Consider the following 14672-nt stretch of genomic DNA (forward strand, 5'->3'; position numbering starts at 1 on the left):
AATAAATAAAATATTTATATTTTATTAAAATCACTTTTATAATGGGGGGGGGGGGGGCAAAATGTGTTTATATGGGGTATTGGTAATCATTAAAAAATAAATTACTAGGGGGTATTTTATTTATTTTATCAATAAAGATTTTATACAAAATCTAAACATACCCAAAATCAATTTTTAAAATTTTTAATCAATCAATGAGTATTTCTAAAGCCTCTTTGAGATTCTTTACCCTGTGTGTGGCGTTTTGCGATTCGCCTTTGCCTACGATAATGCGAGTTTGCACACCTGCATTTAACCCAGCAATCATATCGGTATCTTTATCCCCCAAAATATAACTTTCATACAAAGACAAATCCAAACCAAAATCCTTGCACGCCTGAAGTAGCATTTGGCTTTTAGGTTTGCGACAAGCGCAATTTTCTTCTTTGGTATGGGGGCAAAAATAAATGCCATCAAAAGCTATATTTTTGGGGACAAAACCGCTCTGCCTTAGAGGAATAGTCAAGCAAGAAACAATGCAATTTTGCATAAAAGCACTCAAAACTTCAAAATCCTTTTGTGTAAAAATTCCACGATTAATGCCTGATTGATTAGTTACCAAAAAGCACAAAGAATCTAGCTTTTTTAGCTCCAAAAAAAGTTCCATAAAATAAGGGGCGAAGTAGAAAGTCTCTATTTTGTATCCATAGGGTGCGTCCTCGAGATTGACGACATCATCTCTATCAAAAAACACAACTTTTCGTTTCATTTGGCACAGATTCCTAAGAAATTTTGCATACGAATCGCAAAAAGATAAAAAAGTGGAGTATTTAAAAATGCCAAAATAAACTTAATGAGATAATCTCCAGCAATTAGCATAAGGATATTTTGCCACGGCATCACAAACAAAAATGCAATATGGAAAAACACCACCGTATCAACAAATTGAGAAAAGGCTGTGCTACCGACATTTCTTAGCCACCAGAGTTTTGGGAATTTGGACTTTAGCCAATAAAACACATAAATATCGGCTTGCTGTGAAACAAAAAATGCGCTCACACTCGCAAGTGCTATGCGGAATTCTGCCAAAAACATTGAAGGGATAAAAGCACAAAAAATCCCAATCCTAACGACTTTTAGCACCTCTTCTTTGCTGTGCTTTTCTGCTAGAATATCTGCAAGCAAAAAAGTAAAGGGATAAAGAATCGCACCATAAGTAAAAAAGTCATTGATTGGAAATTGCACAAGATAGTTAGAAGCGACGATAAGAAACATAAAAATCGCCACGGAGATAAATTTTATACCAAACGACATTTGCACTCCCGCATTCTAAATTTATCCTCTAAAAAAGGCTTTGTGTTTTTAGCACCAAAGCACTTTTTAGAAAACCAAAAAACCACTTAGAAACTTCTAAATGGAAATTTTGGAATCTTTTGAATTGGACTAGATTTTGAAAGGATTTTCTACGACATTTTTCCTATCTACAATGTAAGGAATCAATGCCATTTGTCTAGCTCTTTTGATAGCTACTTCTACACGCTCTTGCCATTTTTTGGAATTTCCTGTCAAACGGCGAGGCATAATCTTGTAACGCTCTGACAATGAATGCTTAAGCATATCAATATCTTTATAATCAATAAATTCGATTTTTGATTCTGTGTATCTGCAATATCTTTTGGAATATCTCTTTTTTTCTGCCATAATTTATCCTTTAAAATGGTATTTCATCATCATTAATATCAATCACTGGGAGTTCGGGCTCTTTTTGCACCGGTTGTGCCTTTGGTGCAGCAGGTGCTGTATAAGCAGGCTTCTCATACTCTTGGTAATTATTATAATCCCCTGCCCCATAATCGTGATTTTCTTCTTGAGTGCTTTGTCGTTGTCCTAGCATTTGCATAGATTCAGCAGTGATAGAATGCTTTGTCCTCTTTGCTCCTGTATTATCTGTCCAACTCTCTAGCACCAAACGCCCTTCAATCAAAACTTGAGAACCTTTTTTAAGGTATTGATTTGCCACTTCAGCAGTTCTACCAAAAAGATTCACATCAATAAAACACACCTCCTCAGCTTGTGTCCCATCTTGTTTTTTATAGCGGCGATTGGTTGCCAGATTCAACCTTGCTAATGCTGCTCCACTTGGTAAATAACGCAATTCAACATCTCGCGTCAAATTCCCCACCAAAATGACTTTATTAAACATCTAAAATCCTTAAATTAATCCTCTTGTGTCTCTGAAACTTCGGAAGCTTCTTGTGCTTTTGGAGCTTCTTTCTCTACGGCTTTTTCTTTTGGCTCTTTTAGAGGAGTTGCCTTTTTGTTGTTAATTGCTCTATCTACAAGAGTTTCCCAAGCTTTTTGTTCTTTTTTGCTATCATATTTAATCACGATAAAACGCAAAATATCTTCATTGATGCGATAAAGACGCTCTAGCTCCAAAACAAGCTTTGGTTCAGCCTTGAAATAAATAACAAAATAATATCCACGCTTGTTTTTTTTGATTTCATAAGCAAGATTTCGCATACCCATATCCAAAGTTGCACTAATCTCACCACCATTATTGAGGATTGCAGTTTTATAAAAATCGATTTTCTGCACTATCTCTTCTTGTGTCAAAGTGGGTTTTACCACAAACATAGTTTCATAAAAACGCATTTTATCTCCTTATAGATTTCGCCCTTTTTTGCTAAAAAGAGCAAGGATTTTTACAATTTAAAATATGTAAAGGCGTGATTTTATTCTAAAATTGCTTGAATTTTTATTAAGGCACTAAAAAAACCATTTCCCTTGGTATTTCCTTTGATTGCTTCTTCACGCCATTTGTTCAATACATAAAAAATTTTTTGGAATCTTTCTTGGGTGTTAATTTGTATGGCTCTTTTTCTTTTTTTTTCTAAAATTATGGGAGGAAGTTTGTATCCCAAAATCTCTTCTGATGAAGCATTGCCATAGATTCTAATATGGCTTGAAAATAAAAAGAGTTGAAAAAAATATCGTTGCACTTCTGCGATTAGTTGGACTTCTTCAAAACCCTGTTCTAAAAATCTATCAAGCTCTTTAAAAAAGGGCTTTTTATCCAACAAAAGTTCCAAAATTTCCTCATACTCTACGCTTCCTAGCCCATACCCCAAACTTTCGATACTCTCTACATTGATTTCCTCATCAAAAATACTATATTTACGCAATTCTGCGACGCTAAGCCCCAAATCATAATTTTGTTGTTCTAGGATTTTTTTGAGTGCATAATCAGAAATCTTAATACAAAGAGCGTTAGCATATTCCCTCAAAATCGCCATTGCCTCCCCTTGATTAGCAAAGAAAAATCGCACCTCATAAATATTTTTGCCCCTAAAACTTCCTGCTAAAGCCTTGCAATCTAGCCCATACTCACTCACACTTTTATTTTCTGCTTGATAAAATTCCAAAATAAGATAACCGCTTTGATTTTTCTCTATTGCCTCTATTAAAGAATCTAATTGCTTTTTGGGAATCTTTTTATCGACTTTTATCCACACTAATGCTTCATCGCCAAAAAGTGAGCCTTGAGAAAAACAAGATAAGGCTGCTTCAAAATCAAATTCGCCAAAATAAAAGCTGTTTTTTTCACAACCTTTTGCTAAGATTTTTTGTGCGATTTTATCTCCATAATACCCTATCAAAAAAGAATCTTCGCCATAAAGCAAAATTGCACGCATTTCTGTATTGTTGGCAAGTTTGGTATCTAGCTCTTTTTTATACATTTCTCTTTCGCCTTTTGTGGAATTTTTGCTTTTTGTGTCTTTTGGCTCTTGAAGCAATCCTTCTTGCTTCCTCTTTTGCGTGCTGTTTTTTGATTTTTGCTTGGTTTTGTTTTTTGGCAACAATGTATTGAGAAATCGCTTCATTATTAGAATCAAATCCCTCATTATAAACTTTGACCACCATACCATAAACCTTTGTGGTTGCAAGATTGACTTCTATAATTTGCACCAAAGCTTTTTGGTATTTTACCCCGCTTCCATTTAGTCCTACTACTCTAGCACCCATTAGCGGATAATCTGTCAATGAAATCAAAATAGGATGGCTTTCATTGATGATAATTCCTTGATAGGTTTGCCCCAAATGCTTTGAGAGATAACGCGCAAATTTTCTATCTTGGAAATCCCATTCAATCTGCATAATCTCTCTTTCTTGAGTGTTTAGATTATCACAAAGCATAGGCAAAGATTCTTTATAATCAATGTCTTCTTGGAGTGTGATTTTGGATTTTAAGATTCGGTGCAAAATAAGATCACTATAACGCCTTATGGGGGAAGTAAAATGACTATATGCTTCAAACCCCAAACCAAAATGCCCTAGATTATGGCTTGCATAGTTAGCTTGCTGCATTGATTTGATGATTAGTTTATCAACCTCTCTTTGCATTTTTGCCTTTTTGGCATTATTTTGAATTTCAATAATCGCCTTATGTAAAGATTCTTGTGTTTTGGGGATAGCTTTGCCCCTCCAAATACCGAGCATTCTTAATTCCCCAAATAACTCTGAAAGTTTTTCTTGCTTGGGTTTTTGATGCACACGATAAATGCCTAATTTTAAATTTTCATCATTTTTGGAATTTTTTTGTTCAAGAAGTTTGGCACTTTGGATATTTGCAAGCAACATACATTCTTCTATTAACTGATGAGAAGAGCTTTGAGGTTGGAAGTGGAGTGATTTTAGCTCCAAATTCTTATCCAACTCCAACTCCACTTCATCGCCCAAAAAGTCAAATCCCTTTTGCAAACGCTTTTTGCGGAGTTTTTGAGTCAATTCTTGGAGAGCAAAAAGCATAGAATGGAGAGATTTTTTGATTGTTTTGCTCTTTTGGGTCTCAAAAAGAATATCCACCTCCTCATAAGTTAATTTTTGTTTAACTTTAATAACCGCAGCAAAAAGCTCACTGCTCAAAACTACTTTTGTGCGTTTATGGAGGCGAATCTTCCAAACCATTGCCAAACGCATTTTGCCTTCTTGCAAAGAACAAAGATTCTCGCTTAAAATGCGTGGTAGCATAGGGATAGATTTGTGTGGAAAATAAATACTAAATCCACGACTTTTAGCGTCAATATCCAAAGGTGAATTAGGCGTTACATAATGACTAACATCGGCAATAGCCACATAAAGTATAGAACTTTCTTCATCATAAAAAACCGCGTCATCATGGTCCTTTGCACTCACTGGATCAATAGCACAAAAGGGTAAATTAGTAAGGTTGATACGCTCTTTAAAATCTTTAATTTTAACCTCTTTGAAACTCTGGGCTTGGATTTCTGCTTGGAGGCTAAATGATTCGTGCTTATCATAGAGGTTTAGGGAAATAATTTCATCGATTTTGGGGTCTTCTAGTGTCCCTAAAATCTCTAAAATCTCCCCATTTCTAGGGTTAATTTTCAAAATAGTTTTAGAAGGAAGAGTTTTGAGGGATTTTTGGGACGCATTGATTTTATACACCACTTCATTAGGGATAGATACCGCTATACAATCTAATTTGTATTTTTCCAAATAGCAAATAACACTAGAAACTTTTTCTTGCAAAACTACAAGGACTTTTGCTTTGATTTTTGCACTATGCTGGTGCTTAATCAAGGATTTTGCCAAAACTATATCGCCTTTTTGTGCGCCTTTTAGGAGATTCTTTTCAACAAGCCAATCTTTGCCTGTATTGTCAAATGCCCTTACAAATCCATACCCTGCTTTTGTTAGCTCTACTTTACCAATGCGGAATTTTTCCAAAAGATAATATTTATTTTTTTTGATTTTAAGCACATTCAAATGGGCTAATAATTCTAAATATTTTTGGAAGGCTGGAGCGAGTTTTGCATCAAGAGGTATTCCCTCTTCTAAAATCTTAACAAATTCAATCATGCTAATTATAATTTTCTAATTCTCTTAGGCTTTTTACAAAGCCCATTGCAAGCAATGTCTCATCAAAACCTTGAATATCTAATCCATAATTTATTGCCAAATTCCTTGCATTTTTTATTTGCTCTTTAGCAGCAATGCTAAAGGGATTAATCAAGGCATTTAAAACACGCAAAGGATAAACATATCTTTGAATCTCTTGTGGCAATCTCTCTTCTTGCAAGCTGTGAATAACTTTTATTATTGTAGGTTCAAAATGCCAATGCTCACAAAGCATTTCTAAAATCTCAAATTGATTGACTCCCAACATTTCTTTTTCCAAAGCTATACAAGGGGTTGTTTTTAGCCGCTCGCTAAACTTTTTACCTTTTTTGGATTTAATCAAGCAATCCGATAAAATCGCCATACCAATGTGCATAATAAGAGCACAAGTTACCAAAATAGAAAGCAATTTAGACCCTTTATACCATTTGCTAACAAACATACCTTTTTGATTAGCTGCTTCAGTGAAATTTGATACACTTAATCCATAAGGTGTGAGATTAATTACTAATTGAGCCTTTACAACACTCACAATCGCAAGTCCTTTGGCAGTATAAACTCCAAATATCGCAACTGCTTGTGCGACAGAATTCACGGTTCTTGTATAGCCATACAAAGGTGCATTTGCACTTTTTATAATGCTTGCAGTCAAAAAAGGATCTGTTTGAATAACCTCTGCAACTTCTTTTACACTCACATCATCACGCGCACAGATTCTTTGTAATTCAACGATGGTTTGCGATAGAGGCGGGAGAGATTCTATGTTTGCAATGATTAATTCTTTCATTCAATAACAGCCTGTCTATTTTGAATTATAATTCATTATTATGGAGCAAAAATAATATCATAATAAGACTTTAAAATTCTAATTATTTAAAACTATTTTGTTATAATGCAACATTCTTAACACAATGCAAAGGAATCTTATGCAATACATTGATGATACGCTTGCAAAAAAACGTATTTTAATCACAGGAGGTGCTGGGTTTATTGGTTCTAACCTTGCCCATTATTTTCAAAAATACCATGTAGATGCCGAAGTTGTCATTTTTGACTGCTTTAGAAATGAAGAAACTTTTAGCAATGGCAACTTAAAATCTCTAGGGCATTTTAAGAATCTTTTGGGATTCAAGGGAGAAGTGATTACAGGCGATATTAACAACAAAAATGATTTAGAAAGATTAAGAAAACAAAAATTTGATTACATTTTTCATCAAGCTGCAATTTCAGATACCACGGTTATGAATCAAGAAATGGTTTTGCGAAGCAATCTCAATGCTTTTAAAGATTTATTAGATTTATGTTTAGAGAGTGGTGCTAAGATGATTTATGCCTCAAGTGCAGGCGTATATGGCAATACTCCTGCACCAAATAGCATTGGTAGCGGAGAGATTCCTGAGAATGTTTATGGATTCTCTAAATTAATGATGGATAATCTCAATTATCAATATTTGCAAAAATACCCCAACTTACATAGCGTTGGATTGCGTTATTTTAATGTTTATGGGGAAAATGAATTTTATAAAGGCAAAACTGCTTCTATGATTTTGCAGCTAGGATTACAAGCGCTCCAAAACAAAAAAGTAAGGCTTTTTAAAATGGGGGAACAAAAGCGTGATTTTGTCTATATTCAAGATGTGATTCAAGCTAATATCAAAGCAATGTTTGCCAAAAAAAGTGGCGTATATAATGTGGGAAGTGGGGTTGCTAGAAGTTATAATGATATTGTATCTTGCCTCAAACAAGAATTAGGAAACTTTGAAGTAGAATACTTTGATAATCCTTATCCATTTTTCCAAACACACACTCAAGCAAACATTATCTTAACGCAAGAATTTTTAGATTACACGCCTAGATTTTCTTTAGAAATCGGTATCAAAAACTATCTCAAACAAATCAAAGAAATCCACACAAAAGGGAGTTATTAATTGAAGCCTAGCATTCTAGTTATTGGGGATTTGATTTTAGACCATTATATTTGGGGACAATGTGAGAGAATCTCTCCAGAAGCCCCCGTGCAAGTCATCGAAGTCGCCAAAGAAACGCTGAATTTGGGAGGTGCTTGCAATGTAGCAAATAACCTTGTCGCATTAGAATGCGAAGTGTTTATTTGTGGAATGGTGGGCAAAGATGAAGCAGGCACAAAACTCAAAGAAACATTAGAATCCCTACACATTCACACACAAGGCATTTATTATAATCTAAACCGCCCAACCACACAAAAATCAAGAATCATCGCCGCACACCAACAAGTTATCCGCGTAGATAGAGAGGATAAAAGCCCTATTTCACAAGAGGGCGAAGAGTTTATTTTAAATTTTGCCAAAACGCTAATAGAAAGCCACAAAATAGATTGTATAATCCTCTCTGATTATCAAAAAGGCGTATTAAGCGAGAATCTCACCCAAAACCTCATCAAAATTGCCAAAGATTCTAAGCTAAAAATCCTCATTGACCCCAAAGGCAAAGATTATTCCAAATACAAAGGTGCAACCCTCCTAACACCCAACAAAAAAGAAGCCAAAGAAGCAACAGGCATTCAAATCCTCGATGATTCTACACTACTTCTTGCACTCCAAAACCTAAAAAAATCTTGCAATCTTGAATACTCCCTCATCACACTTAGTGAAGATGGCATTGGGATTTTAGATGACAAACTTCACAAGCTCCCAACCATAGCCAAAGAAGTTTTTGATGTAACCGGTGCTGGAGACACGGTTATTGCTGCACTTGCTTTTATGCTTGCACAAAATGAAGACATTCTCTCTAGCATACAATTTGCAAATGCCGCTGCTGCTGTGGTGGTGGGGAAAATTGGCTCTGCAGTTGCAACCAAACAAGAAATTTTTGCTTATTTACAAGACAATCATCTTCTTGATACGCTTTCTTTAGGGTTTTTCAAAGTTTTTAAAGAAAATCCAAACACACGATTTTTACCACACCTGCAACGAATCTCCCAAAAACAAAAACCCATTGCACCTAGCTCCAAACTAATTAATCAAAATACCTTTTCATCTTTTTTGGAATTTTTAGGAACACTCAAGCAACAAGATTTCAAAATCGTTTTTACTAATGGCTGCTTTGATATTTTGCATTTTGGGCATATTAGCTACCTTAATCAAGCAAGAGCATTAGGGGATTTACTCATTGTTGGATTAAATAGCGATAATTCCATCAAAAGACTTAAAGGCAAAGATCGCCCCATCAATTCTCAAGAGGATAGAGCGGCTTTATTATGTGCTTTAGAATGCGTGGATTTTGTGATTATTTTTGATGAGGATACTCCCCTAGAGCTTATCAAAGCCATTCAACCTCACTTTTTGGCTAAAGGGGCAGATTATCAAGGCAAAAAAGTTGCAGGGAGTGAATTTGCCAAAAAACTATGCTTGATTGACTTTGTAGAGGGCAAAAGCACTACAAATACTATTCAAAAAATCAAAAAAGGATAACCATGCAACACATTTTAGATGAAATTAACGCTCACATTCAAACCGCACAAAAAATGCCAGCACTCGCACAAACTATACAAAAAGCGGCACTTTTGGCAATACAAACTCTCAAAAATGGCAATAAGATTCTAATTTGCGGAAATGGAGGAAGTGCAGCTGATGCACAACATATCGCAGCAGAATTAACAGGACGCTACAAAAGAGAAAGAAGAGGTTTAAGTGCCATAGCCCTTACCACCGATACAAGTGCATTAACTGCCATAGGCAATGATTATGGCTATGATTTTGTTTTTTCTCGTCAATTTGAAGCATTAGCACAAAAGGGGGATTTGCTATGGGGAATCTCCACAAGTGGCAATAGCACAAATGTCTTAAATGCTTTAAAATTAGCCAAAAAAATGGAATGTAACACGCTTGGCTTTAGTGGCAGAAATGGAGGGGAAATGAAAGAATGGTGCGATATTTTATTAATCTCCCCAAGTGAAGATACTCCAAGAATCCAAGAAATGCACATTTTAATGGCACATATTATTTGTGATTTAATCGAAAAAGAAGCATAATTTGTTTTTTCAAAAAACCATAGAATCCTGCCAGCAATTTCACTTTAACCTAAAATCAACCCTTTTAGACACACTAAAAACTAGCGGGATTAGTGCAAATCTAGCGGATTTAAATCCCACAAAAGAGGGGATTTACTTCACTCTCCCTGACAAAACCTCTACCAAAGTAATGCTCTATCAAGCAAAAATTCAAGAATCTCTTTTTCGCACTCAAGGGGATCCTTTGGTGCATTTGTGTGCTTGCAAAGAAAGCTTAAAACACTATAATAACCCTGAATTTTTAGCAATCATTCGCCCTAATATGCAGTTTTTTATAAGCATTTATTCCCACAAAATCCAAACAAGATTTTTCAATGAAAAACCTCTTGATATTTGCCCAGAATGCCTTTATAATCTAGGGGATTTATTTGATAAAAATTTAGAATTATTTTTGGATTATTCTTTGTAATTTAAAACTTTCAAAAAACAATTTTTGCGTTTATTTCAATTTAAGATAATTATCGTTATCATTTTAATGTATTTCAAAAATGAAAGGACAAATTATGGATTTTTCCAAAATTTTAGAACATCTTAATAATCATCACCAAGATAATTTGAAAGATTTGTGCAAAAAATTTGGCAATGCAAGTACTATTTCAAATGTCCAAGCTACAAAAGTGGATTTTGAAGGAATCACGCTTTGTTACAATGAAAATAAGACATTGAAAATCGACTTTGAGAAGAAAGCCGATGAAAAAACGCTCAAAGACACGATTGTCCAACTTTGTTTAAGCGTCAAAAGCAGCCTTGATACACAAGCCATCAAAGAGGAATTAGAAGAGTTTATGCGTGGCTTCAAATCTATTTGCATAGCCTCTATTGCCCCTAATGGCACTGCGGTTTGCTCTTATGCACCTTTAATCCAAACCAATGGCAAATACTACATTTATATTAGCGAGGTTTCTGAGCATTTTTCTAGCATTCACACCAATCCAAACAAGATTGAAATTATGTTTTTGCAGGACGAAAAAGAAGCACCTTTGATTATTTTAAGAAAAAGAGCAAGATTCAAAAGTGAGGCGACTTTTATCCCAAGGGGAGAAGAGTTTGATAGAATCTATGATGCTTTTGAAGCACAAAATGAACACAATGGACCTTTGAAAACCATACGCAAAATGCTTGATTTTCATTTGATTGAACTGCATCTAAAAACCGGACGCTTTGTCAAAGGATTCGGACAGGCTTATGATATCATTGATGGTGAAATTATTCCATTAACAGAGAATAACCCTCACACCAAATCCCCGCACAACCACTAAAAGCTATCAAGATTTTTTCTTGATGGTTTTATGTTGTTTTATAATAATAAAAATTATCACTTTTAATATTAAAAAGGATACTCGATGAAAAATTTACCAACTCTAACAGGATTATTTACTCTATCTTTGGCATTGCTTAATGCACAAGAGACACAAAACATTCAACAAGAATCCAAAAAACAAGACGAAAAAGTCCTCTTAGAAACCGCCGTTGTTTCTGCACCTATTATGCGTTTTAGTCTTGATGAGCTTAATAGAAATATGGTTATTATTGACAAAGAAGCAATCAACGATAAGGGTTACAAAAATTTAGAAGATGTTTTTCGCACTCTACCCTTTGTAAATCTCACAGATATCGGGCTTGGAAAGAATATTGACTTAAGAGGACAAGGGGATAAAGCCAATATTAGCGTTCAAGTTTTGGTTAATGGAATCCCACAAAATATGCTTGATTCTAGCCATGGTGTAACTCCACTCAATACCATTGATATTAACTCCATAGAAAGGATAGAAATCCTACCCGGCGGAGGGGCTGTTATGTATGGAAATGGCACAAGGGGAGGAGTAGTCAATATCATCACACAAAGACGCTATGAAAAACCAACTTTTAACGCTAATATCGGATATAGCAATGTTTTAGAGGGCAATGGAAATAGCTATAATGTGGATTTCAAATATGGAAATAAAACCAATGAAAATCTCTATTATTCATTTGGGGCAAATTATCAAAATAAGGGCGGACCGCGATATGGAGACAAGATAGAGGGAGTAGGGGCAAATTTAAGCCTTACAAAAGATATCGGACAATCACAGAGCGTATTTTTTGATTTTGATATTTTTAGAGGCGATATTGATTCTTCGCCCAATAACTCTTTTTTGGATAATCCAAATCCTTCTAAAAATGATAGAAAAACCCCCGGTAATGGCGACTTTCACAATAGGCAACTTCGCTTTGATGCAAGTTTGGGATACCAAAATGAACTAAGCCCCACAGCAAACCTAATCGCTAAAATCTTTTATCACTATAACAAAATTGATTATTTAGACACCAAAACCTACATTAGCAATTATACTTTACAAATGAGTGGTATGCCTATAGCATTTTCTTTTCCAAATACTCTAGCAGACCAAAGCGGCTCGTTTTTTGATGACCAAAAAATCGGACTAGATATCAAATATGACCAAAAACACAACAATGGTTTGCTGATTCTAGGTGCGCAATCTACTTACAATATCAGCAAACGCACGATGGATAATTATATTGATGCCTATGATCCAAATTATTCTATGGGTACTTTAAGCGGACTTCAATACATTAATGGTATGCTAATTCCTTTTGAGGGCAATAAATGGAGTAATTCCCTCTATGCAATAGAAAAATACGACTTTACCGATAGATTCTCACTTATGGGTGGAATCCGCTATGAATACGACAAATACGATGTTGATGTGGATTACAATATGCACACTCATGATATTTTTGTAGGCGGAACTCGGATGCCCTTTGTTAGTCCAACCTACGCACAAGGCTCTTTAAATGAAGATTCCCACAATTTTGCCTTTGAAATTAATCCAAACTACAAATATTCAACTTATGGCAATATCTATGCCAAATACGAAAGAGGCTTCATCTCTCCTTCGCCCAACTCCCTTTTGCAAAGACAAGGAACCACTTATCAAACAACCAACATCAAAGATGAAACTTACAACACTTTTGAAATTGGTATTAGGGATTTTTGGTGGGATACCTTTTTATTCTCTCTTACAGGTTACTACACACTTACCAACGATGAGTTTTACACCATTGGCACAGCACATTCTATATCGGGTGTAGAATACGGAAACTATGATAAAACCGAAAGGATGGGATTTGAGCTATTTTTGGAACAATACTTTTTGGACAATACCCTTACCCTTACAGAAAGCCTCTCCTACACCGATGCGAAAATAAAAAAACAAAATGGGCAAAGCACCAGCCAAAGAATCCCTTATGTAAGCAAATACAAAGCCACTTTGGGACTTAATTATAAATTCCTCAAAGATTACACTTTGTGGATTAATAACACCTTTTATGGCAACCAAGTAGATACCATACAAAGCAAAATTCAATCTTACTCTCTAACAGACATAGGAATTACCGCAAAATACAAAGAATTTCTTATCAGTGCTGGAGTAAAAAACCTTTTTGATAAATTTTATTATAGCTTTTATAATTCAGATTCTAGTGATACTATCACTGGATATAGCTATCTTATAGGGCAAGGAAGGACATTCTTTATCTCTGCAAAATATTCTTTTTAGTCATTTAAGTAGAATCCCCACTTGCTTTGGCGGTGGGATTCTGCTAAACCTCTTATGCTTCCAAACATTAATCTTTGCTAGTGAATATCTTTTTTGGGCTAAAGTGCTTTGGTAGATTGCAAAAAGCATAAAAACAAAATCACACTTAGATAGGGGCAAAGGCTAGAATTATAAATTAAAATCACTCGCCCTTAATAAAAGAATTGCTTTATATTGCTACTCAATCTAAATTTTAGATTAGAAACCTAACAAGGGCAGTTAGAGTGATTATAAAATAGTTTAAAATCCTAGATAATCATTATTGCCCAATTTATAGAGTTTTGGGCTAAAATCTTAAAGTAGTTTTGAATTGAAGACTTTAGCTACTTTTAGACACTTTTATATCTAGTTTCCTCCAAGCTTGTAATGCCATTTTCTCCGCATATTTTGCATTTAGGATTCCGTCTAATAGAGATTTTGCGAAATTCCATATCCCGAATATCGCAGCTCAAAAACTTATCAAACAAAGGCTCTCCAACGCCTGTAATTATCTTTATTGCCTCATTTGCTTGAATACAGCCAAAAAGCCCTGCTACTGCCCCCAAGATTCCAACACTGGCTCCCGTTGGCATTTCTTCTTGTGGGGGAGAATCAAACAAACAAGCATAACAAGCACTTTCTTTGGGCTTGATACTCATAGCTTGCCCACAAAAATGCAATGCACTCGCTCTAACTAAAATCTTCCCACCAAGCACACACGCATCATTAACAAGAAACTTTGAGGCAAAGGCATCTGTAGATTCTACAACCAAATCATAATCCCCTATAATCTTCAAAGCATTAGTCGCATTAAGACGCTCTTTAAAGATTTTAATGCAAATATTTGGATTAAGTGCTTCTAGCTTTGCTTTAGCGGATTCTGCCTTGTTAATCCCTATATCCTGCGTTCTATGCAGAATCTGCCTTTGGAGATTGCTCAAATCTACACTATCCCCATCACAAATCCCAATCTCTCCAACTCCAGCTGCTGTTAGATAAAACAACACCGGCGAACCAAGCCCACCAGCACCTACGACAAGCACTTTTGCATTTTTTAGCTTTTGCTGCCCTTCTTCTCCAATTCCACTTAGCAAGATATTGCGGTTATAACGCTCCAGCTCTTCTTTATCAAGCCCCATTTTATC

General features: G+C 35.2%; 15 protein-coding genes. 6 read left to right on the plus strand and 9 right to left on the minus strand.

The window, feature by feature from the left end; translation table 11 throughout:
- Positions 1 to 187 precede the first annotated feature (187 nt).
- The 8 genes from JJQ98_RS00005 to JJQ98_RS00040 form a co-directional block, all read right to left on the minus strand.
- On the minus strand, positions 188 to 748 hold the full coding sequence (locus JJQ98_RS00005; protein WP_065837645.1) for a D-glycero-alpha-D-manno-heptose-1,7-bisphosphate 7-phosphatase: 561 nt from the start codon (positions 746 to 748) through the stop codon (positions 188 to 190).
- Positions 745 to 1293 carry a queuosine precursor transporter gene (locus JJQ98_RS00010; RefSeq protein ID WP_040499768.1) on the minus strand — a complete coding sequence of 183 codons (549 nt, stop codon included), beginning with the start codon at positions 1291 to 1293 and terminating at the stop codon, positions 745 to 747. Before JJQ98_RS00010 ends, JJQ98_RS00005 begins: the two co-directional genes overlap by 4 nt.
- A gap of 129 nt (positions 1294 to 1422) precedes the next feature.
- Positions 1423 to 1680, minus strand: coding sequence for a 30S ribosomal protein S18 (gene rpsR / locus JJQ98_RS00015; RefSeq protein WP_005021798.1), 258 nt, complete (start codon positions 1678 to 1680; stop codon positions 1423 to 1425).
- Positions 1681 to 1690: 10 nt separating this feature from the next.
- Positions 1691 to 2182 (minus strand): single-stranded DNA-binding protein, encoded by a 492-nt coding sequence (locus JJQ98_RS00020; RefSeq protein ID WP_054195276.1) that lies wholly within the window; start codon positions 2180 to 2182, stop codon positions 1691 to 1693.
- Between the two features lie 14 nt (positions 2183 to 2196).
- Entirely contained in the window at positions 2197 to 2634 is a 438-nt protein-coding gene (gene rpsF, locus JJQ98_RS00025; RefSeq protein ID WP_005021794.1) for a 30S ribosomal protein S6, read from the minus strand.
- Positions 2635 to 2714: 80 nt separating this feature from the next.
- Positions 2715 to 3719, minus strand: a complete 1005-nt coding sequence (locus JJQ98_RS00030; RefSeq protein WP_040499850.1) for a DNA polymerase III subunit delta — start codon at positions 3717 to 3719, stop codon at positions 2715 to 2717.
- On the minus strand, positions 3712 to 5862 hold the full coding sequence (locus JJQ98_RS00035) for a VacB/RNase II family 3'-5' exoribonuclease (protein ID WP_151104937.1): 2151 nt from the start codon (positions 5860 to 5862) through the stop codon (positions 3712 to 3714). The genes JJQ98_RS00030 and JJQ98_RS00035 overlap by 8 nt, the downstream gene beginning before the upstream one ends.
- Position 5863: 1 nt before the next feature.
- Positions 5864 to 6688 carry an HDOD domain-containing protein gene (locus JJQ98_RS00040; protein WP_151104938.1) on the minus strand — a complete coding sequence of 275 codons (825 nt, stop codon included), beginning with the start codon at positions 6686 to 6688 and terminating at the stop codon, positions 5864 to 5866.
- A 139-nt stretch (positions 6689 to 6827) separates the two neighbouring features.
- On the opposite strand from JJQ98_RS00040, the gene rfaD reads away from it, so the two are divergent.
- The 6 genes from rfaD to JJQ98_RS00070 all read left to right on the plus strand — a co-directional run bounded on the left by rfaD (position 6828) and on the right by JJQ98_RS00070 (position 13509).
- Positions 6828 to 7829, plus strand: coding sequence for an ADP-glyceromanno-heptose 6-epimerase (rfaD, locus tag JJQ98_RS00045; RefSeq protein ID WP_054195272.1), 1002 nt, complete (start codon positions 6828 to 6830; stop codon positions 7827 to 7829).
- Positions 7830 to 9350: a D-glycero-beta-D-manno-heptose-7-phosphate kinase gene (gene rfaE1 / locus JJQ98_RS00050; RefSeq protein WP_151104939.1), complete on the plus strand. Its 1521-nt coding sequence runs from the start codon at positions 7830 to 7832 to the stop codon at positions 9348 to 9350. It begins immediately after the preceding gene.
- Positions 9351 to 9352: 2 nt separating this feature from the next.
- The gene (gene gmhA / locus JJQ98_RS00055) at positions 9353 to 9910 is read left to right on the plus strand and encodes a D-sedoheptulose 7-phosphate isomerase (protein WP_054195270.1); all 558 of its coding nucleotides are present in this window, start codon (positions 9353 to 9355) and stop codon (positions 9908 to 9910) included.
- A gap of 1 nt (position 9911) precedes the next feature.
- On the plus strand, positions 9912 to 10358 hold the full coding sequence (locus tag JJQ98_RS00060; RefSeq protein ID WP_151104940.1) for a hypothetical protein: 447 nt from the start codon (positions 9912 to 9914) through the stop codon (positions 10356 to 10358).
- A 94-nt stretch (positions 10359 to 10452) separates the two neighbouring features.
- Positions 10453 to 11208, plus strand: coding sequence for a HugZ family heme oxygenase (locus JJQ98_RS00065; protein WP_054198026.1), 756 nt, complete (start codon positions 10453 to 10455; stop codon positions 11206 to 11208).
- Between the two features lie 84 nt (positions 11209 to 11292).
- A complete protein-coding gene (locus tag JJQ98_RS00070) occupies positions 11293 to 13509 on the plus strand; it encodes a TonB-dependent receptor (RefSeq protein WP_247596627.1) in 2217 nt (738 codons plus the stop codon).
- A 368-nt stretch (positions 13510 to 13877) separates the two neighbouring features.
- Here the strand turns inward: JJQ98_RS00070 and JJQ98_RS00075 are convergent, their stop codons facing one another.
- Positions 13878 to 14666, minus strand: coding sequence for a HesA/MoeB/ThiF family protein (locus tag JJQ98_RS00075; protein ID WP_151104941.1), 789 nt, complete (start codon positions 14664 to 14666; stop codon positions 13878 to 13880).
- Between the last annotated feature and the right edge of the window lie 6 nt (positions 14667 to 14672).

This window comes from Helicobacter pullorum NCTC 12824 (assembly GCF_017979475.1).
Classification (GTDB): domain Bacteria; phylum Campylobacterota; class Campylobacteria; order Campylobacterales; family Helicobacteraceae; genus Helicobacter_D; species Helicobacter_D pullorum.